Origin of the sequence: Pseudomonas syringae (genome assembly GCF_023278085.1) — a bacterium.
Lineage (GTDB): Bacteria > Pseudomonadota > Gammaproteobacteria > Pseudomonadales > Pseudomonadaceae > Aquipseudomonas > Aquipseudomonas syringae_Q.
On the sequence record NZ_CP066265.1, the window covers coordinates 3,932,428 to 3,953,055 of the forward strand.

20 protein-coding genes and 1 pseudogene are annotated in these 20,628 nt (G+C 55.9%); 10 read left to right on the forward strand and 11 right to left on the reverse strand.

The window, feature by feature from the left end; translation table 11 throughout:
- Positions 1–13 precede the first annotated feature (13 nt).
- From I9H07_RS17500 to I9H07_RS17510, 3 genes are all read right to left on the reverse strand, one after another.
- On the reverse strand, positions 14–1,291 hold the full coding sequence (locus tag I9H07_RS17500) for an ATP-binding domain-containing protein (protein ID WP_236425597.1): 1,278 nt from the start codon (positions 1,289–1,291) through the stop codon (positions 14–16).
- Entirely contained in the window at positions 1,273–3,111 is a 1,839-nt protein-coding gene (locus I9H07_RS17505; RefSeq protein ID WP_236425598.1) for an ATP-dependent nuclease, read from the reverse strand. Before I9H07_RS17505 ends, I9H07_RS17500 begins: the two co-directional genes overlap by 19 nt.
- 586 nt (positions 3,112–3,697) lie before the next feature.
- On the reverse strand, positions 3,698–4,063 hold the full coding sequence (locus I9H07_RS17510) for a plasmid mobilization protein (protein WP_053932023.1): 366 nt from the start codon (positions 4,061–4,063) through the stop codon (positions 3,698–3,700).
- Positions 4,064–4,417: 354 nt separating this feature from the next.
- Between I9H07_RS17510 and I9H07_RS17515 the strand changes: the two genes are divergently transcribed.
- The 9 genes and pseudogenes from I9H07_RS17515 (at position 4,418) to I9H07_RS17555 (ending at position 11,163) form a co-directional block, all read left to right on the forward strand.
- Positions 4,418–4,792, forward strand: a complete 375-nt coding sequence (locus I9H07_RS17515; protein WP_069076958.1) for a TraK family protein — start codon at positions 4,418–4,420, stop codon at positions 4,790–4,792.
- Positions 4,793–4,898: 106 nt separating this feature from the next.
- Positions 4,899–5,108: a TraC family protein gene (locus I9H07_RS17520; RefSeq protein WP_003380647.1), complete on the forward strand. Its 210-nt coding sequence runs from the start codon at positions 4,899–4,901 to the stop codon at positions 5,106–5,108.
- Between the two features lie 2 nt (positions 5,109–5,110).
- Positions 5,111–5,335, forward strand: coding sequence for a hypothetical protein (locus tag I9H07_RS17525; RefSeq protein ID WP_236425599.1), 225 nt, complete (start codon positions 5,111–5,113; stop codon positions 5,333–5,335).
- A 331-nt stretch (positions 5,336–5,666) separates the two neighbouring features.
- The gene (gene trbJ, locus I9H07_RS17530) at positions 5,667–6,386 is read left to right on the forward strand and encodes a P-type conjugative transfer protein TrbJ (RefSeq protein WP_236425602.1); all 720 of its coding nucleotides are present in this window, start codon (positions 5,667–5,669) and stop codon (positions 6,384–6,386) included.
- A gap of 2 nt (positions 6,387–6,388) precedes the next feature.
- Positions 6,389–6,577: a hypothetical protein gene (locus I9H07_RS17535; protein ID WP_069076959.1), complete on the forward strand. Its 189-nt coding sequence runs from the start codon at positions 6,389–6,391 to the stop codon at positions 6,575–6,577.
- Between the two features lie 2 nt (positions 6,578–6,579).
- Positions 6,580–8,199: a P-type conjugative transfer protein TrbL gene (gene trbL, locus I9H07_RS17540; protein ID WP_236425600.1), complete on the forward strand. Its 1,620-nt coding sequence runs from the start codon at positions 6,580–6,582 to the stop codon at positions 8,197–8,199.
- 2 nt (positions 8,200–8,201) lie between these two features.
- Positions 8,202–8,513, forward strand: a complete 312-nt coding sequence (locus I9H07_RS17545; protein ID WP_236425601.1) for a hypothetical protein — start codon at positions 8,202–8,204, stop codon at positions 8,511–8,513.
- Positions 8,514–8,586: 73 nt separating this feature from the next.
- Positions 8,587–9,937, forward strand: a pseudogene (locus I9H07_RS17550) (IS3 family transposase).
- Positions 9,938–10,563: 626 nt separating this feature from the next.
- A complete protein-coding gene (locus tag I9H07_RS17555) occupies positions 10,564–11,163 on the forward strand; it encodes a hypothetical protein (protein WP_236424854.1) in 600 nt (199 codons plus the stop codon).
- A 469-nt stretch (positions 11,164–11,632) separates the two neighbouring features.
- Here I9H07_RS17555 and I9H07_RS17560 read toward each other — a convergent pair whose 3' ends face one another.
- The 8 genes from I9H07_RS17560 to I9H07_RS17590 form a co-directional block, all read right to left on the reverse strand.
- Positions 11,633–12,139 carry a hypothetical protein gene (locus tag I9H07_RS17560; RefSeq protein WP_225924198.1) on the reverse strand — a complete coding sequence of 169 codons (507 nt, stop codon included), beginning with the start codon at positions 12,137–12,139 and terminating at the stop codon, positions 11,633–11,635.
- Between the two features lie 232 nt (positions 12,140–12,371).
- Complete coding sequence (locus I9H07_RS17565) at positions 12,372–13,043, reverse strand: helicase RepA family protein (protein WP_425335601.1); 672 nt, start codon at positions 13,041–13,043, stop codon at positions 12,372–12,374.
- Entirely contained in the window at positions 12,983–13,249 is a 267-nt protein-coding gene (locus I9H07_RS25145; RefSeq protein ID WP_432760449.1) for an AAA family ATPase, read from the reverse strand. The genes I9H07_RS17565 and I9H07_RS25145 overlap by 61 nt, the downstream gene beginning before the upstream one ends.
- Before the next feature lie 3 nt (positions 13,250–13,252).
- Positions 13,253–13,483: a helix-turn-helix transcriptional regulator gene (locus I9H07_RS17570; RefSeq protein ID WP_024777066.1), complete on the reverse strand. Its 231-nt coding sequence runs from the start codon at positions 13,481–13,483 to the stop codon at positions 13,253–13,255.
- 303 nt (positions 13,484–13,786) lie between these two features.
- Positions 13,787–14,995, reverse strand: a complete 1,209-nt coding sequence (locus I9H07_RS17575; RefSeq protein ID WP_236424868.1) for a tyrosine-type recombinase/integrase — start codon at positions 14,993–14,995, stop codon at positions 13,787–13,789.
- A 308-nt stretch (positions 14,996–15,303) separates the two neighbouring features.
- Positions 15,304–16,881, reverse strand: a complete 1,578-nt coding sequence (gene guaA, locus I9H07_RS17580; protein WP_024674822.1) for a glutamine-hydrolyzing GMP synthase — start codon at positions 16,879–16,881, stop codon at positions 15,304–15,306.
- A 123-nt stretch (positions 16,882–17,004) separates the two neighbouring features.
- Positions 17,005–18,474, reverse strand: a complete 1,470-nt coding sequence (gene guaB, locus I9H07_RS17585) for an IMP dehydrogenase (RefSeq protein WP_005891653.1) — start codon at positions 18,472–18,474, stop codon at positions 17,005–17,007.
- A 94-nt stretch (positions 18,475–18,568) separates the two neighbouring features.
- Positions 18,569–19,117 (reverse strand): hypothetical protein, encoded by a 549-nt coding sequence (locus I9H07_RS17590; protein WP_024674823.1) that lies wholly within the window; start codon positions 19,115–19,117, stop codon positions 18,569–18,571.
- 130 nt (positions 19,118–19,247) lie between these two features.
- Between I9H07_RS17590 and xseA the strand changes: the two genes are divergently transcribed.
- Positions 19,248–20,627 carry an exodeoxyribonuclease VII large subunit gene (gene xseA / locus I9H07_RS17595; RefSeq protein WP_024674824.1) on the forward strand — a complete coding sequence of 460 codons (1,380 nt, stop codon included), beginning with the start codon at positions 19,248–19,250 and terminating at the stop codon, positions 20,625–20,627.
- The last annotated feature ends 1 nt before the right edge of the window (position 20,628 follow it).

Sequence of the window (20,628 nt, forward strand, 5' to 3'; positions counted from 1 at the left end):
AGGTGCCTGCGTGTCATGTGAAGGGAGGCAGGTCGATGTGGGCAGTTGCCTGCACAAGGACAATGCAACGCTCCTTCGCACGCGTCACTGCGTTATAGAGCAAACGCCTCTTCTGCTCGTCACTTCCACCAACCGCTGCCGGCCAGAGAACAATGACATTGTCAAATTCTCGGTTCTTGGCACCGTGAACTGTCATCCCCTTCCATCCACGCACTTCGCTTCGTCGAGATTGACGGCGCTGTGCAAATGATTGCTCGACTAATTTCACTACCTCATTCCTTGAAAACTCCACCTTCGCCTTGGTGCGGCGTTGGATCTCCAACCATTCGGTCACATCTCTGGCTACTCTAGCGTCACCAGCAGCTACGAGGACCGCCGCAATGGAAGATGCGTCAGCTTGGTTGGCTAGTTGAATCGTGGCGAGGTACTCGGTTGCAGCTTTTGCTTCCGACTGTTCCCAAGGAATGCTGTAAGGGCCTGCACCTTTCTTGGTCTTATTCGCAGCAGCCCAGGTCAATGCAGCTCTCGCAAACGTCCCAAGTGTTGGAGTGATGATCGCGACACTTTTGCCTCCGCCGTACCAACTCAAGTTGGAGTTGATCCATGCTCCAGCCAACGGTGGCTTTGGCGTTTGCGCAACTACGAAGTATTTACCGGGCTTTGGCGCTTCGCCGGCGCGAATCGCTCGCGCCGCATTCAGCAGCTCATCGACGTTGGTCCGACGTGGCTGCGTAAGTTCTTCAGGCGCGCATACTTGAGACAGCCAAACGCATGCTGGGTTGGGTCGAAGCTTCTCGCTGAGACATTGAAACTCGTCGGCCGCAACGAATACCTCCAATCTCTTGGATAGACCTGCAACCATGCAAAGACGATCCACAGTCATGTCTTGGGCTTCATCTACGACGAGGATAGGAAACGTCGCCACCACCCAGCCTTGGACCTCCTTGATCTGTACGAGCGCACTGGCAGCTTCACATACGCGCTCGTACTCACTTGGCTCTATATTTACGAAGCCGAGAGCTGCGGCGAGCGAACGCCAACGTCGAACTAGACGCCACGCGAAGCTATCAATGGTCGTGCATTCCGCCCTCCCCCTCAGGTTCTGAAGCATTCCAAGACGCTCTTCTAGCCGTCGACGAGATCCATGCATAAACGTAAGTGCCAGAACCTTCTGACCTGCATGAAGTGGTGTTGCGTCCAGATACGCAGACAGCGAAGCCATGAGCATGTAGGTCTTGCCGCAACCGGCGCCGCCGGTGAATGCGTGGACTGTCATGGCTGGAAGACCCACACGCCGTCGGCTCCACGTGAAAATCGCTGCGTAGCTTCGTCGCCGGCACATGCACAAGCAAGACCGCTCAGGAGGTCCGCTGCACGCCCTCTGCATGCTTGCGTCGTAGCAATGGCATCAGCAAGGCTTTCATAGGCGATGATGTCCATCTTCTTGGACTTAAGGTACGCCACGATGTCAGCGCTCGACGTGGGCGGCTGCGGGGAGATTTCCGCCAGTTTCGCTACCACTACGGCTTCGTCCGCTTCGAGAATCCAGCCTATGGCATCCTCAATCATCGCGCCATCATGCCAACGGATGATCGCGCTCGGCGGTTCAGCCTCTTGCCGCAGTAGATCTACATACGCTAGGCCGGCCGCGTCTCCGTCCACTAGGCAACATACTCTCTGGTGAAGCCGCCTCATCAGCCTCTGAGTCTCGATGACGTTTGCGTCCTCTGTCGGAACTACACCGACCTCGATACCAAAGGGGCGTGGCATCGTGTCGATCCATCCTTCGGTCATCATCAGCGGCCGTAGAATGCAACGGATTAGTTGGAAGTCGGCACGACCTTCCGGAACAAGAAGCGCGGGCTGCATTAACGCACTCAGCACGTCCATGCGGCTGTGCTGGAAAAACTTGCGTTTCCAATTTGGAGTCACCGCAGCAAGTGGACTGGCCAAGAAAGGCTCGGCTGACAGAACTCCCTCATGCTTTTTCAGGATCAAAACGGAGGTCGGATCCGCGATGCTGGCGACGAGCGGCGAATGGGTAGTGACGAAAGTCTGGGTCGATAGCGCTTGAACGCGCTGAACCAGACGCTGCTGCGCAGAAGGTGGGAGATGGATTTCAGGCTCTTCCAGCGCCATCAGGAACTCTCCACCACTTAAAGCACGAGCGCGACCAAGCTCAAGAAGCAATAGCAAGCCTTGCATCGACACCAAGCCGCTGCCCTGCCTCCCTGCAGGAATGCTGAAGCCATCCGCTCCTGCAAAATGGGCTGAAACTGCCTCCATCACAGAGCGGCTGTCGGTGCTTGTAAGCCTCAACTGGACTTTCGGAGCGTTCGGGAACGAGAGCGCAAGCTCGCTATTTAGATTCTGGATCAAAGGCTGAATACCCGGGTCGGTTTCGATTGGCTGGGCCGGAGCCCGCAAGCGGTCTCGCTCAGCGAGCAATGAACCCGCAGGCTGAGCCGCAGCCGCCAGCATCGTGCGCTTGAAAAGCTCATTGCCCCATGAGAAGACTTTGTCCCAGGTACGGCTCGCGCGCACCAGATAGAAACTCAGTTCCTGTATAAGCTTGCCGGGCACCGGGGCAGGTGCCTCATCAGCGAAGGGGTCAATGGGCTCTTCGTGGTCATGGAAGTAGCGAATGGTTTCTACGGCCAAGCTCTCATGGTCAAAACGAGCTTGCACACCAAGCTGGCAACATAGCGTCCATGCTGGGTTGTCGCGTCCCGGGTGCACTTTGCCTGTCGTCTCATCGAGCCATTTAACAACCGCTCTCTCATCACGAAACCACTGGCTGCTCTGCTCTGGGTCGTCTTCCGGAAAATCAGTGACCGTAGCTACAATCTTGATCCGATCAGCTGCCTGCGGGTTAGATCCATAAAAGTCATGCTCGGTCAGCTCCCGCACTAAGCGATCTCTGCCAAGCACAAGAGTCATCGCTTCTATCAGCGTGGTCTTGCCAGTATTGTTATCTCCAATAAGAACAGGATGCTTGCCGAACTGCACAAAGCCCGTTTTCACACCACGAAAATTCTCGATCCTTAAATTGGCTACCCGCATTCTTAATTCCTTTTTTTCGGGGTGCGAATCACCGGCTTCCGCCGCCATGTCCTCTAGCCTTCAAACGAGCCCCAGCTCGAGCAACACCGAAGTATCGATCAACAGGTTCAATCTCACTCGTGCTCGCGCCTTCTCGAGCTATCCGTGACGACGCAATTCTGACCGGCCTCCCTTTGCAACTGACGCAGTAGGACTCGCCGTTCTCCAATGTCGCCGTTACGACAAACTTCTGCAACCAGCTCGTCTACATAAGCCGGATTTGCGCGAAAATAGTCGGTCATAACCTCGTCACTCGAGCTGTCTTTCAATTGTTCTGGTCAAGCGCTACAACCGCGTAGGCTAGCTGTCGTAACAAAATATCCAGCTCTGCCGGACTACCTTGGCGTAACACGTCAGCGAGTAATTCAGCCGCATATGCAGGGTCTGCACTAAGCTGCTCGGACATCGCCTCATCGTGCGATCGATCTCTCATTTACCCCCTCCTTCCTCGTTTCGGCACACACAAGCTATGCGATGCAGCATACGTTGAACAATGCTAGACAGCATCGAGCTCAAGTACAGTCGATTGGTACCAGCAAATCTGGATCGGCTTGCGGGACTACCCATAAGGTAATACCCAGTCAAAATTAGGATTTCATCTGCGAACTTTAACAATTTCTCCCATCTTCATTCCTACAGCCACCTGCAACCGCCGGAATTCCATCATCACGCTTTCTACTTCAATGGCGTTTACCCCTTCTCCGCGCTTTTCTGCGAGCCAAAGCTTCAACAGCCCCGCCACCCGCCCAAGATCACCATTGACCTTGACCAGGTCGGCAATCGCCTTCAGGTCAACGACGGATCGAACAGGGGTGTTGCGGCCGACAGCTAACAGGTAAGCGGACAACGACATGTTGGTCTGCCGAGCTTTGTCCTCGATCTCTGCGCGCTCGTCTTCCGAGACCCAAACTTTGATCGGCGGCAGCTTCCGTCGAGGGGTGATCTTCTGCTCTTTCTCCATGCTGTACCTCTCCAGTTTCAATAGTCGCGGCAGCGACGGTAAGGCTCGCAGAACAAGATCCGTTGAGCCGAAGGCGAGTAAGGGGCGGTGGTGGGGGTCGTACCTGCGAAGCAGCGTAGGCCCACAACACACATCTTGCCGTCTGATCTTCCGCAATTCTAGGCAACTTGCCCTCCTTAGGTTCGCCTACTGCCATTTCCGGCTATTTCTGACCTATAATTTCCTTAAATTTCTCTGAGTTGCGTTAAATTTCGCTAAGGATATGAAAAATTTCCTTTAATTTTCTAAAATTTCCTTGAGTTACCTATATCAGGTGCCGAGCACTAATTCGATCACATAAACAGGAGACGCCAAATGACTGACGGGCCGAAAAAGGTGTATCGCGGCGCAGGGCGAGTTGCCTTTCTGGCCAGGCTTGATGACTTTCGTAAGCTGATAGATGCAGGGCATCCGCTACGTGCAATCTATGACGATTACGCCGAACAGCTTGGCATTGGCTACCCGCAATTCACCAAATACGTCGGCAGGTATGTACGAAAGGAAAAAGACGATGGGCACCAAAGGAAAGGCTCTGGGCAATTCACATCGCAAAGCCTCTCATCTGTCCCGACAGGAGTAGTAAGAGGACAGCCGGAACACAGCGCCACACCGCCTCCCAAACCCGGCTCAAAGCGTGCGGGATTCGACCACAACCCGAATAGTGGAAACACTCGGGACGACCTGATCTGACGCTCCACGACATAGCGTGGCTATGTAGCCCCTTTAATTTGGGCGAGGAAATGAGGTAGAACTTTTCAGTCTGTCTAAATTTACCTCATTAAAAAACGGTGAACCCATGGCTCGAAAAACTCTCGCAGAACGTCGTTCTGACGCCCTTTCAGAGCTGGAAACAGCTAAAGCAAGATTGGCGAAATTGGATAATGAGGCGGCTGAAAGAATTGGGAGAATTGCAATCAAATCAGGATTGGTTAATCTTGAAATTACAGACGATCAAATTCGGGAAGAATTCGACAATATAGTAGAAAGGATCAGAAAGGGGGATTGATCATGAAAACCGCTCACCGCATCAGCGCATTGGCCAACCAACTCAACGAACTGCAAGCCTACCTCGGTCAAGCCAGCGGGCGACCTAGTAAAGCTGTTAGAGAAGCCCAACGCATCGCGGCGGAGTTGGCTTCCTCGCTCGAAAACTGGCACCTAGAAACACTACACATCCCTGAAACGGAGCGTGGTCACTATCGGACCCAGAACCCCTATTACTCAGCCTACTAATGCGCTACGCCATTTCATTAAAAAAGCCCACTTCGGTGGGCTTTTTTGGACCGTAAAACCACATCACGCCGAAAGACAGACAGGTCCATGCATAAAGAAAATGCCAGCAAAATCAGGTTGCTGCGAGTCAACCCCACACAACCAACGCCCGCAAGTCATTGATTTCTATGCGGATAGACACTTATCCGCATATTCCAAACCACGCCAAACCTGTCAATAATCAAACCTCGAATCATGACAAACCGAGGTGTTCGGCATGAATACGGAATTGCTGAAATCGCCGATTTCATCGGCTCGGAAATCGAGAATACGTACTGCCCTTGTTTTAGCAATGAAAAGCACAAGTCTCAGTATGGGCTTCTACTTGGCCCCCCCCTCTGCATATGCCATCTACTGCTCAAACTGCTCGACGTTCTATCAACAGATGTTTGAGTACGCCGAGGCAGTCAACACGGCGCTGAACACTGCAGAGCAACTACAGACGCAGATTCAGCAGTATCAGAACATGGTCACCCAGGGCACGGGCTTACCAAGCACCATGTTTGGCAGCATCGCGGCCGATCTTAAAAACGTGGCCAACCTTTACACCCGTTCGCAGTCCCTAGGCCGCCAGATCCAAAATATGGACTCTCAGTTCAACACCGCTTTCCCCGGCTTTCAGTCCTACCTAAATCAAGCCGCGAACTCAGCAGAAGTACCAGCTCGTGAGCGCTATCAGAAGTGGTCGGAACAAGGCAGCGATAACGTAAAGACGGCACTCGAGGCGGCAAACCTCAATACCAGCAAGTTCGAGTCTGAAGACATCCAGCTTGATCGCATGGTGGCCCGTTCGCAGTCAGCCGTAGGCCGCATGCAAGCTATACAGGCGGGCAACGAGATCGCCTCCCAGAACGTGCAGCAACTGCAAAAACTGCGCGATCTGATGGCCACCCAAACCAACATGCAGGGCAACTACATGGCCCAGCAAGGCGACCGAAAGGCCGCTAGCGAAGCGACTGAACAGCAGTTTGAAGCGCGGAAAAACACACGCGGCGGCGTGAAGGAGTACTGAGAATGACTAATTCGAAAAGGCTCATCGCGTTGGTGTGCGCCGGGTCCGCACTGGCCGGTTCCATGGTCACCGTGGTGGTTCAAAGTAACAGCGAATGTACTGCCGTGGCTGAGCAACGACGGCAACAGCGTGACGCTGATGCCTCATTTGAGGCGCGCCCGAACACTCGCGGCGGTGTGAAGGGGTACTAGCTATGGATCGTCGTCTATTGTTGTTCTTCGCCTTGGCCGGTGTGTTCGTGGGCGGAGATGCTGTAGCCGCGACCGACCTTTCCCATGCCGATACATCGATTCAGGGCCTGCTCGACCTCGTTTTGCAACAGTCGCACCAGTGGTCAGGGAAGCTGTATGACTATGCCATCAGACTGCTCTGGCTGCTGGCCTCGATCCAGTTCATCTGGACGTTCATGCCTCTGGTCATGAAGCAAGCCGATTTCGGCGAGATTGTCGGCGAGCTGCTGCGCTTCGTGCTGGTGATCGGTTTCTTCCTTGCAGTCATAAAGTATTCGGTGGAATGGTCGACAGCCATTGTCGATAGCTTCCGCGATGCGGCGGCATCGGCGAGCGGCCTCGGGCGTGCATTAGAACCCGGCGATATGCTGGCAGTTGCGCTGGATTTTGGCCGCACCATGGTGGAGGGCATTTCAGTGTTTTCTCCAGCCAAGGGACTTCTGATCGCTGTATGCGCAATCCTTGTTTTGGCATGCTTCGCCTTCATCGCTGCATTCATGTTTGTCACGCTCGTAGAGTCTTACGTCATCATCAATGCTTCCGTACTGTTCTTCGGCTTTGGCGGTTCGCAATGGACGCGGGATTTTGCAATTGCGCCAATGCGCTTCACCGTTGCGATTGGCGCAAAGCTATTTGTACTAACCCTGATTGTCGGCCTGATCGTACAGTCGGCAAAGCAGTGGTTGGCCGCCTACACCAATGACGAAGCGTCATTGATGACGATGGTCGGTTTAGCCTTAGTGTGCTGTTACCTCACGAAGACAATTCCTGACCTGATCGGTGGCATGATTAGCGGGACGTCAATGGGCGGCGGCTCGGCCATTGGTGGGATGGCTGTGGCCGGTGCTGCCGGGGCGGCGGCTGCGGCGGCCACCATCGCCACAGCCGGGGCGGCGGCTCCTGCTGCTGCCCTCGGTGCTGCCGGTACTGGTAGCGCAGCCGGGGCCGGGGCGGCGGGTGTCGGTGGACTCGGCGGCGGCGGTCTGGCGGGGGCGATTAACTCCAGCTTTGCCGGTGCCAGCTCCGCAGGTGGTGCCGCGTCGTCTATGGGCTCAGCCGCGTCCTCCGGCGTGGGTGCCAGCACCGGCGGCGCAGCGGCCAAGGGTGCCAGTTCCGCAGGCGCGAAGGTCGGCGGCAGCTCTGCCAATCCTCCCGGGCAGGCGTCGGCCGCGCCGTCCTCTCCAAGCAGCGGCGTACAGCAGGTCGCCAAGCAGGCCGGAAAGGCCGCACAGGGGAACGACGACAAAGACCAGCAGAGGACACCAGAAGGGGGAGTTGCAATCTCCGGCAGCGCACTTTCCCAAGCGGCCGACGGTGGCGCAAAGATGATCGGCGTGATGGCCTCGATGGCAGTGCCAGGTATGGAGAATGCGCACGCCTTGTCTCTTGGTGCAGGATCTCCGCCACCAGTTTCCGACGATACCAACTCGACCACTCCAGCCAATGGAGCAGAATCGGCCACGGAAGCTTCACAAGCTGCGCCTAACGTCATCCGTCCGGCCTCGGACACTAACTCTGCTACCGGCCGCCTCGCCTCGCTCAAGGTGCCGGGAATGACCTCGAACGATCAACCGGAGAAATAATCATGATGGGCTTTCTGATGTTCGCTGGATTCGTAGTATTCGCCTTTACGTTCGCCATCGGCATGTGGGCACTCGGCCGGTGGCTACGAAGCAAAGGTTACGGGCCGCAGCTAGATGAGCTGGATCGGCAGTACACGGCGTTGCAGCTTCGAGTAAGCCCGCTGGCCTTGTCGGCTTCCTATCGCCTGTTTGCCGGGGCGCATACCCTGAATCGTTTACCTCTGCTGGGTAGCAAGAGTGGCGCCTATCTGAACCAGCAGGTATTGACGGCCATTCAAGCTGCGAAAGAAGCGGCGAAGCATGAGAAACGGTGACCGATAGCCAGTCCCACGCAATGGACTACCCCCAAGAAGTTGGACACCAATCCGACCTAATGGGGGTGTTCAAATGGCCAAATATTCAGAGCAATTCAAGCTCACCGTCGTCAGAGCGTACCTGGAAGGCAACATTGGCTTTCGTAAGGTCGCCAGCCAGTTCTCTATCGATTTCAGTCTGCTTCGACGCTGGGTCGCTAATTACAAGAGCCATGGTCACACCGGCCATCGCAAGCCGGGTCTTCGGTACAGCAAAGCCTTCAAACGCTCAGTGCTTGAGCACAAGCGCGAGCACGGGCTGTCACTTCGCCAGACCGCAGCGCATTTTGGTATTGGTGATCCTGGCCAAATAGTCATTTGGGAACAGCAGCATTACAGTAACGATCTAGCCCCGTGTGTTCCCACGAGAAGAAAGCCTGCTGCCATGCCCAAGAAGCCTTATCCCACCGAACCCGTAACCGCCGACGATACGCAGAAGACGCGCGACCAGTTAATGGCCGAGCTTGAATACCTGCGCATGGAGAACGCTTACCTAAAAAAGTTGGAAGAGCTGAAGGAGCAGCAACGACGGCAAAAGAAAAAGTCCTGATCGTCAAACAACTGAAAAACCGGTTTCCGCTCTGCGCCCTTCTGAAGCTGGCGGGCTTGGCGCGCAGCACGTTTTACTATCAGGTTCAGGTGCAATCCAGGCCCGATCCAGATGCCGCTCTGAAGCAGGAGATAGAGCGTGTTTATCACGAGGAGAGAGGTCTTTATGGGGCTCGGCGTATCACGGCGGTCATTCGCAACTCAGGTACGTTGGTTAACAAGAAGGTTGTAGAGCGATTGATGGCTGAACTGGGCCTGAGATCAGTTGTGAGACCCAAAAATACCGTTCCTATAAGGGACTTGTCGGAAAAATTGCGCCGAATTTGCTGGAGCGTAAATTCACCGCACAACGTCCGAACCAGAAATGGGTGACCGATGTGACCGAGTTTAAAGTGGCCAATCGAAAGCTGTATCTCTCGCCTGTGATGGACTTGTACAACGGTGAAATCGTGGCGTACGAAGTGTCTACCAGGCCGTGCTTTGAGCTGGTCACCAATATGCTGGACAAGGCGCTGCAGCAGCTGCAAGACGAGCCGAAGCTTGTGATGCATTCGGATCAGGGCTGGCAATATCAACACGCGCAGTACCGTCAAAAGCTGGCGGTAAAGGGCGTGAAGCAAAGCATGTCTCGTAAGGGAAATTGCTTGGACAATGCCGCAATGGAAAGCTTCTTTGGTACGCTGAAGTCCGAGTTTTTCTATTTGAAACGATTTGAAAGCATAGAAGAGCTGAAGGCAGGTCTGGATGAGTACATTCACTACTACAACCATGACCGCATCAAGCTGAAACTAAACGGTCTGAGCCCCGTAAAATACAGGGCTCAGGCAGCAAGCTAAAACCGTCCAACTTTTGGGGGGCAGTCCACAACCCCGCCTTAGCGCGGGGCTGGCTTGCCAGACAGCAAGCCTTCTATCGTATACCCAGCTTGGGGCCCAAACACGCCTCCGCCCTGTACCGGGGCTGCGCGAGCCGCGGAAAACGCTCAGCGTTGACACACCGCCCTTGCGGCTACTCGTGATATTTCATCACGGGGGCTACTCCCGGTTACGCCGGTCAAAAGCACCGGGGCTTCTCCATTAGTAATACGCACGGACTTGTCTCAGCCCATCGATCTCCGGCAAGTCGCCCCAACGATGCCCTTCGTGGAGCGCGGCAAGCGGCCAGACGCGGACTAACTGAACACCTAACTAAATTCAGCCAAAAGCGCGATCCAGGGCTGCTGACTCGATGGAAGGTGGAAAGCGTCAGCCACTGATGGTTCTGTCACTATTGATAAGTGATGCGCAAAATACAAAATAGTTTACGAAAGGCGGGATTTTATGATTTTATGGAGGAAGGCGTAAGTAGCCTCCCTGCTGCGATGGGAAATACGAAAAATCTAAGTGAACTTACCCACTTATTTAGCCACTGCAAGCAGCATGCTAATCGAGGCATGTCTCCGATTTGGCTAAAGGAGTGAGCAATGTTTCATCAACGCGCAGCGCAATGTATCGATGACCTTAAGGGGCTTGCCCGGATATCCGTCATTGGAGAATACAGTTATTGCCAACGGCTGACCCATCTCAGCAAAGAGTTTGGCTTCAACAACTTTCATCACTTCCGCAAGGTCGTTGAGCATCTATCTGAAGACTTGATTGGTAATATATCTACGACGCTAATGCGCCGATACTGTGAGGTTGCTCAACCGAAGCCAGGCATTTCCTATTTCGAATTCCTATCCGTAAACAACGACACTCGCTTAAGGTTTTATAGTCAATGGGCTGGATGGGACGAATTCGGACAAGAGGTCAGAGTTCCTAGATCATTGAATGGTGAATCGGCCCCACGCCTTCGCAAATCGCTAAATAAAACAGTGTATATAGTTGAAAATGATCGTCAGCTTATTGCATGGCGTCATCGCTGGCATGGACTGTGTTATATATCCGAAGAGCTCTGCAAAAACCATATGAAGGAAGCATTCGAGAGGAATAAGGCCATTGTAGAAGGTAAGCGCAACGAGGAATTTCCCTTGCTAGATGATTTCAGCGATAACTATGCAACTTGGTATCCCGTTATAGAGTAACTTCAGTTTGGAAAGGGCTCTCAGGAGCTCTTTCCATTCAATAGCCCCATTTTTCGTAGTCGTATTCGACTCGTTGGTTTTTGGCCGAATTCTGCCGGTCACCGGGCACCCAGTGCGCTGGTCAAACTTGATGCAAACAACTGGTTAAGTCGAATGCAAATGACTGGTCAGTGGCAATGCGAAGGCATGGTCAACTTGAGTGTAATTTCCCGGCATCGGCACCCACTGCCCATCACGTAAGCTTCTGAGCGCTTCTGCGGGCACGCTCGACGGACAATCGCTCTTCCTTTTGGTGCCAAACGGCCATAGGCCGACTGGCAAGGCCTGACCGCGCCTAAGCGCGGGCTGCGCCGCGCAGGACTGAATATCCTGAAGATCCTGCTAACCCCGGGCGGGTGCGGCACGTTTCGGGCGGGTGTGACGCGCTACCGGGCGGGTGTGACACGCCATCGGGCGGGTATGGCACGCTTCAGCTGCTGCAAGCACTGCTTTTCTTGATGCGATCACCATCAAGTACAAGCCCAATTCCCCTTAGATCTTCAGCTTCCTCCTTGAGCCTTCGCCGCGCATTGCGCATGTCCTGACTTGAGGCTTGTCCGGCTACCGCCACGATAACGGTGTCTAGATACCAACCGCCTGTAGGCACTACCTTGTGGCTCAAAACGTGCCGAGCTACCGCTTGGCTTATGCCGTGCTGGAGGCGCGCAATGGGAGCTGGGTCGTAGTAGAGACTCAGATCATGCTCAAGGAGCATTACAAGCGCAATTCCGAGCCGCACCCGCCATAGGTTCCGGGCTCCTCCTGTCAGAGGATCGGGACGCGTCATGGGTGAAGGGATGACGTGGTCAATCAATCCGCCGATGATTGGAAAATCAAATTGCGGTGTTTCAATTGTGATCGTTGCGGCTCGCAGTTCGGCGAGCAGCTTTTCGATCTGTGTGAAGCTGTAGCGGCTATCGGAAAGTGTCTTTCTCACACGCGCGGGATCTACCAGAAGTTCTACGCCACCATCTGAGACAGACCGTCGACGTTCTGCGCAGTACAGAACAGCTTCCAGTATGTCCGCGTGCCTCTGCCCTAGTCTGCCTGTCACGCGGCAGCGCCCAAATGATGTTTCTGCCCAATTACCCTCCCGCAGTCGCGGGCGCTGGCTAGGCTGATAAAGCATCACTCTGGCCTGTGCGATAGAACTGGTGGGGACCACGGCGTTACCACCGCTCATCGTCACTTCCGTTTACGACTTGCAGCGGGCTACCTTTCTTCACTTCCGCCAACTCAACCGGCACAAGAACGCCGCCTTCCTGGCGCTGGTACCATTGGTCGAGCGGGGTGGCGTCGTAGTTCTGCTTGCTAACACCGAAACGAACAAAAAACTTGCGCCTATCGTTGCCAATGGCCTGTCGCTCATAGGTGCGATCACTCAGCCGCTTTGCCTCGTCCTCTGTCATCTTGGCCACGAAGCCGCACCAACGGGCGTTATCGATTAGAGCTGATGCGCCCCGCGCTGCCTGCTGCTGATCGACTTGACCCTCGCGAGCGCTGCCTTTACTGACATGATGAAGGTAAAGCACCGATGCTCCGGTGCTGGCCGCAACGTGCTCAAGCGTGGCGACAAGCCGAGACATGTCGCCGTTGCTGTTCTCGTCACGGTCGTGAATCCGGCTAAGTGTATCCAGTACGATCAACCGGGCACCGATGCAAAACTCAGTGATACGGGCAAGATGCCGATCATCCATGACGTTTAGTCGTTTGCCCATGATCGACTCAAGGACGAGGTTCTTCGCGATGGCCTCGCGTGCCTGCTGATTTAAGTGCTGGCCTATGGCATGAATGCGGCGCACCAACGCGACTTCGGGATCTTCTCCGGCGAAATAGACCACTCGACCAGCGCATGAGGGGCAAGCCCTACAAGATCACCGCCGGCGACGCTGCACGCGATAGCCATCGCCGCTTCCAACGCCCAGAAGCTCTTCCCTGTAGCTCCGGGAGCTACCAATGCTCCCACTGTGCCAGCGAGGAAGCCAGGCCATATGAAGTCCAGTGTGGGCGGTTCATTCTCGAATGCTGCCCGTAAGTCAATCGCCACAACTCAAGCTCCCATTCCGGGACGCGTGGCCGGGCCGGATTGCCTGCACGTATCAATCCATGTCTCGACCTCTTCCAAATCCCAAACGACCTTCCGGCTGCTAACGGCAATACGACGAGGGAATTTCCCCTGCTTTTCGAAGTTATAAATCGTCCGCTCACACAAGGGGATCATTGCCAGCAATTGCTTTTTGCTGATGAGCACTTTGCTCGACTTCCTCGATTCTTTTTCCACACCGAACTCCTCGTTTTGTCGCATTTGAGGTTCGATTATTGCCCCATATTTCCAGAGCATTCCACAGATATTTATGGATTTATTCCCTTTAAAATCAGTATCTTACTGTCCTGCAAACGTATAGTTTCGGGACAGAAAAACAACGCGATGTCGTTGTTCTTTCAGGAGTTTTTTTCGTCAAAGACGTCAGGAAAAATGTGTCCCACAAACGGGTAGTTTCCGGACAGAAAAAAAACCACGAATGTGGTTTTTTGATAGAGAAAACTAGATCAGCTGCCGATTACCCCATCACGCAAAACGCAATCAACTCTCTGAACGTGTTCTCTTACGCGTCCACTCGTCAATCATATCCGCCCAATCCTGCAACATCGCCCGACGCTGATCGCGGTATTCAGCCTTGTTATAGACGGCCCGTACGCCCTTCTGCTCGTGCGCAAGGCACTTCTCAATCCAGTCTGAGTTATAACCCGCTTCATGCAGCAGCGTGCTCGCTGTGCGCCTCAAATCATGCGGTCCGAACTTGCTCAGCGGCTGCCCTTCTTTCTGCGCAAGCCGGTACGTGAGCGTCAGCACCTGATTGATCGTCGCGGTGCTCATTGGCAAATCAGAATCGTACCGGGAGGGAAAGACGTATTCTGAACCGCCAGCAAACGTCTTCAACGCAATGAAGAAATCCAAAGCCTGCTGAGATAAGAACACCAAATGAGGATTGCGGCGCTTCATCCGCTCTTTCGGAATGGTCCACAAGGCTTCGCTGAAATTGATCTCGTTCCAGGTAGCGTTGGTCAACTCACTTTTGCGGACCATGGTCAGCAATAACAGCTTAGCGGCCACCCTAACGGAGGAGGCGGTGCCGATGCGGTCCAGGTACTGATACATCAACGCGATTTCGTCAGGCCCCAAAGCACGGTCACGTGGCTCGAATTTAGCGATGCTTGCAGGACGAACCAGATCAGCCGGATTCTCGACCTTCTGGCCACGCTCTATCGCCCATCGGAATACCTGCATCACAATCTCGCGGGAGTGAACGGCCGTGGCGGGAGCTCCACGCTCCACAATTGCATCAGTCAGCGTTCGCAGATCCTCATGATTAATTTCCACCAGTTTCTGATTACCGAAGTGCGGCTTTAGCTCGCGCTCGTAAACCGATCGGCGCATGTCACGCGTCGAGTCAGCCATCTGATACCCACGCAGCCATTTCTCAGCCCACGCATCAAACGTCTCTGCCCCTTTAGTGCGTGCCTTGGCACGGGCTTTCTCTTTGGCAGGTGACTTACCCGCCGAAACCATCTTTTTAGCCTCGCCCAGGCGCTCTCTGGCTTCCGCAAGTGTGATGCCACCCACGCCATAACGACCGAACGTGACGGTCTCCTGACGGCCATTGATTGAGTAGTTGTAACGAAATGAGATGGAACCGGCAGCAGTGACGGCCACGTACAGCCCGTCGCGGTCGTTCACCTTGTAGAGTTTTTCTTGCGGTTTGAGGTTACGCAGCTTGGTATCGGTCAGCATGGCAGTTACGGATTCCATGGAAAAAATACCATGCTCAGAAAAGCACTCATGCACCACGATAAAACCCAATGAAACCGGGCTGATGATGAGATTTGATACCATGCCCTTCCCTACTAGGTCGACATGGTATCGAGCACCGAACATGGCATTTAGCTCAGTCAATGCCCCGTACCATGCCATACAAACACGGTGCTTGGCGATGCACAAAGCTGCCAGAATTTGCCAGACCCAAAAAGCCAAAAGCCCGCAATTACGCGGGCTCCAGGGCATTTTTTGCTAGATCGTGCCGGGCGGTGCCGGACGCAGGATCATTCCCACTCAATAGTAGCCGGCGGCTTGCTCGACACATCATAAGTCACCCGCGAAATCCCTTCGATCTCGTTGATGATCCGACCGCTCACCGTCTCCAGCAGCTCATAAGGCAGATGCGCCCAGCGAGCGGTCATGAAGTCGATGGTCTCTACCGCACGCAATGCCACAACCCAGGCGTAACGGCGGCCATCGCCGACCACGCCGACCGATTTGACTGGCTGGAACACCACGAACGCTTGGCTGACTTTGTGGTACCAGTCGGCCTTGCGCAGTTCTTCGATGAAGATGTGATCGGCACGACGCAGGATGTCGGCGTATTCCTTCTTCACTTCGCCGAGGATGCGCACGCCAAGGCCTGGGCCGGGGAATGGGTGGCGGTAGACCATGTCGTAGGGCAGGCCGAGTTCCAGGCCGAGGCGGCGGACTTCGTCCTTGAACAGCTCGCGCAAAGGCTCGACCAGCTTGAGGTTCATTTCTTCCGGCAGGCCGCCCACGTTGTGGTGCGACTTGATGACGTGGGCCTTGCCGCTTTTCGCGCCAGCCGACTCGATCACGTCCGGGTAGATGGTGCCTTGCGCCAGGTACTTGATGTTGTCCAGCTTGCAGGATTCGGCATCGAACACGTCGATGAAGGTGCGGCCGATGATCTTGCGCTTCTTCTCTGGATCGCTCTCGCCTTCCAGGTTGTTGAGGAACTGTTCTTCGGCGTTGGCGCGGATGACTTTGACGCCCATGTTCTCGGCGAACATGGCCATCACTTGCTCGCCTTCGTGCAGGCGCAGCAGGCCGTTATCGACGAATACGCAGGTCAGTTGGTCACCGATGGCCTTGTGCAGCAATGCCGCGACCACGGAGGAGTCAACGCCGCCGGAAAGGCCCAGCAACACGTTGTCAGTACCGACCTGAGCGCGAACCTGAGCGATAGCGTCTTCAGCAATCTTCGAAGGGGTCCACAGCGCTTCACAGCCGCAGATGTCGAGGATAAAGCGCGACAGGATGCGACCGCCCTGCTTGGTGTGGGTCACTTCCGGATGGAACTGCACGCCGTAGTAACCGCGAGCGTCGTCAGCCATACCGGCAATCGGGCAGCTCGGGGTGCTGGCCAGAATGTGGAAGTCTTCCGGCAGTTTGGTGACCTTGTCACCGTGACTCATCCATACGTCGAGGCCAAACAGGCCGTCGGCGTCGATATGGTCTTCGATGCCATCGAGCAGACGGCTTTTGCCGACTACGTCAACGCGAGCGTAGCCGAACTCGCGCAGCTCAGAACCAGCAACCTTGCCGCCCAACTGCTCGGCCATGGTCTGCATGCCGTAGCAGATACCGAAAACCGGCACACCCAGGTCAAATACCGCTTGCGGGCAGCGCGGGCTGTCGGCTTCGTGTACGGACTCGGGACCGCCGGCGAGGATCACGCCTTTTGGAGCGAATTCGCGAATCGCTTCATCGTCCATGTCAAACGGATGCAGCTCGCAATACACGCCGATTTCACGCACGCGGCGGGCGATCAGCTGGGTGTACTGGGAACCGAAGTCGAGGATCAGGATACGGTGGGCGTGAATGTCGAGGGCCATGGGAACTCTCTGAGCAGCTGCAAGCTATACGTTGCAAGCGGCAAATTGTCGGAATCAATGCGGTAGTTACATGTGCGTAACTACCGCTTGTAGCTGATTGCTTGGGGCTTGAAGCTGGAGGCTTTAGCCGACGCGATAGTTCGGTGCTTCCTTGGTGATCTGCACGTCATGGACGTGAGACTCAGCCATGCCTGCGCCGGTAATGCGAACGAACTCGGGCTTGGTGCGCATCTGTTCGATGTCGGCACTGCCGGTGTAACCCATGGAGGAACGCAGACCGCCCATCAACTGATGGATGATGGCCGACAACGGTCCCTTGTAGGCAACGCGGCCTTCGATACCTTCCGGCACCAGCTTCTCGGCACCGGCAGACGAATCCTGGAAGTAGCGATCCGACGAGCCTTGCGCCTGGGACATTGCGCCCAGCGAACCCATGCCGCGATAAGCCTTGTAGGAACGGCCCTGGAACAGTTCGATCTCGCCTGGCGCTTCTTCAGTACCGGCGAACATCGAGCCCATCATCACGCAGGACGCGCCCGCCACGATGGCTTTGGACAGGTCACCGGAGAAACGGATACCGCCGTCGGCGATCATCGGCACGCCTGTGCCTTCAAGGGCAGCGGAAACGTTGGCGATGGCACTGATCTGCGGCACACCGACACCGGCAACGATACGCGTGGTGCAGATCGAGCCCGGACCGATACCGACCTTGACGGCATCGGCACCGGCGGCGACCAGCGCCAGGGCAGCCTCGCCGGTGGCGATGTTGCCACCGATGACCTGCACTTGCGGGAAGTTGTCCTTGACCCAGCGAACGCGGTCGATCACGCCTTTGGAGTGGCCGTGCGCGGTATCGACTACCACCACGTCAACGCCGGCAGCGACCAGTGCGGTCACGCGCTCGCCGGTGTCCTTGCCGGTGCCGACTGCCGCGCCGACGCGCAGGCGAGCCTGATCGTCCTTGCTGGCCAGCGGATAGGCTTTGGCTTTTTCGATGTCCTTGACGGTCATCATGCCCTTGAGCGCGAAGTTGGCGTCGACGATCAGGACTTTTTCCAGACGGTGCTTGTGCAGCAGCTCGCGCACTTCATTCTTGTCGGCACCTTCACGCACGGTGACCAGACGCTCTTTGGGCGTCATCACTTCGCGGACAGGGACATCAAGACGGTTTTCGAAGCGTACGTCGCGGGATGTCACGATGCCGACCAGGTCACCATTGTGCAGCACCGGTACACCGGAAATGTTGTGCATGCGAGTGAGTTCGAACAGATCACGAACAGTGGCGTCGGCTTCGATCGTGATCGGGTCCTTGACGACACCGGCCTCGAACTTCTTGACCTTGCGCACTTCGGCAGCTTGCTGCTCGATGGTCATGTTCTTGTGGATGATACCGATACCGCCTTCCTGGGCCATGGCAATTGCCAGACGGGCCTCGGTGACTGTATCCATTGCAGCAGAGACCAAAGGAATATTCAGCTCGATGCCACGGGTCAAACGGGTTTTCAGACTGACTTCGTTAGGAAGTACCTCGGAATAACCGGGCACAAGGAGGATGTCGTCGAATGTAAGGGCTTCTTGACTGATACGCAGCATCGCGGGGGCTCCCGGGCGGGAAATTGGAAGCGCGCCATTATACCCACACACCCTGCCCGGCTCAATGTAAACATCAGCCTATTATCAAAGCTGTTTATAAGCGCACTTGAACGCAGGACACGGGGCGATCCAGACGTTCGGCGAAGTCGTCGAGAAAGCTATGGGTAAAGGCCGCATCCAGCCAGTTATTGAAGATGAAACCAAGGTTGGAAAACCCGCAGGCATCGAGAAACAGAAAGCCGTTTATATCGTCTTCGTGGCGACATTCCGGGCAGGTGAAATTATCGGTGTGCCCAGGCATCCAGTCTTCCAGACTGTCGAACAGTGCTTCGCCGACTTCGCGGCGACATTCCGGACAGCCGGCTTCTTCGGCAAAGTCGTTCAAGGGTGTGAAAATGCAGCGTTTGGTGACGATCTCCAGCCCGTTGACGGGCTGCCCGAACGGTAGCGCATCGGGGTTTTTCACCACGGCTCTGGCACCGGGAGCCACCGCGTAGGCCATCTTGTTGTAAGCACGCCCGCAGGTGGTCAGTTCCGGCTCGACAACATTGAGTTTGACCAGCCAGCGCAGAATCAGCCGCGCTCGGGCCTCATGACCGGGAAACGTGGAGATTTGCGGGACGATGATGCTTTGGGTGTTCATGGTGAAGCGTCGCTCGAAGCTGTTCGAGGCCGCAGCTTAATAGGCTAGCGTTTCAGGTCAAGGTCAAATCCCGCTGCGGCAGCAATACTGACTCGTGCGCTGGGCAGGCATTGCCATTATGATGCCCGACATGATCAAAGACCCTTTCGCAAGACTCGGCCTCGACCGGGAAGTCCTTACTGTCAGCCAGCTCAACGGCCGCGCTCGCGTGCTGCTGGAAGATGTGTTCAGCAGCATCTGGGTCGAGGGCGAGATCTCCAATCTGTCGCGCCCGGCGTCGGGGCACGTGTACTTCACGCTGAAGGATTCGGGCGCGCAGGTACGTTGCGCGCTGTTCCGGCAGAGTGCGGCCCGCGTGCGTCAGGCGCTGAAGGACGGCTTGCAGGTCAAGGTGCGCGGCAAGGTTTCGCTGTTCGAAGGCCGTGGCGACTATCAGTTGATTCTCGACACCGTCGAACCGGCGGGTGACGGCGCGTTGCGTCTGGCATTCGATGCATTGAAGGCCAAGCTCAGTGATGAAGGCTTGTTCAGCGCAGAGCGCAAGGTCGCTCTGCCACTGCATCCGCAACGCATCGGGATCATCAGTTCGCCGACCGGCGCGGTGATTCGCGACATCATCAGCGTGTTCCGCCGTCGCGCGCCTCGGGTCGAACTGACACTGATCCCGACCGCCGTTCAGGGTCGCGAGGCCATCAACCAGATCGTCCGCGCCTTGAAACTGGCCGACGCCAGAGGCTTCGATGCCTTGATCCTCGCCCGGGGCGGCGGATCGCTGGAAGACCTCTGGTGCTTCAACGAAGAAGCCGTGGCCCGCGCCATTGATGCTTGTGTAACGCCGATTGTCAGCGCTGTCGGCCATGAAACCGACGTTTCGATCAGCGATTTCGTCGCCGACGTGCGCGCCCCGACGCCCTCCGCTGCTGCCGAGTTGTTAGCCCCCGATTCCAGCGACCTGCACCGCCGCGTCGACAACCTGCATCGCAGGCTGGTCAGCCGCATGCAGGACCGTCTGATGCGCGAGCGGCTGCGTCTGGAAGGTATTTCACGACGCCTGCGACATCCGGGTGAACGACTGCGCCAGCAGTCTCAGCGTCTGGATGATCTGGACATGCGCTTGCGCCGCGCCTTTGAGCAGAACATGCATAAAAGGCAGGTGCGTCTCGCGCACATGGAAAGTCGTCTGACCGCTCAGCACCCGGGACGCACGCTGGCGTTCCTGCGCCAACGGCTGGACGTGCTGGCGGAGCGCTTGCCAAGGGCGATTCGCGAATCGATCAAGGCCCGCAAGCTGCAATTGCAAAGCCAGATGCAGACCCTGAATGTGGTCAGCCCGCTGGCGACACTGGGGCGTGGCTACAGCATTCTGCTCGACGAGCGGGGACATGCGATCCGTAACGCCGCACAAACCCGAACAGGTCAACGACTCACCGCCCGGCTTGGCGAAGGCGAGCTGCAAGTACGTGTCGAAGACAATCACCTCACGCCCGTGACCCTCTCCCTTCTGGACTGAC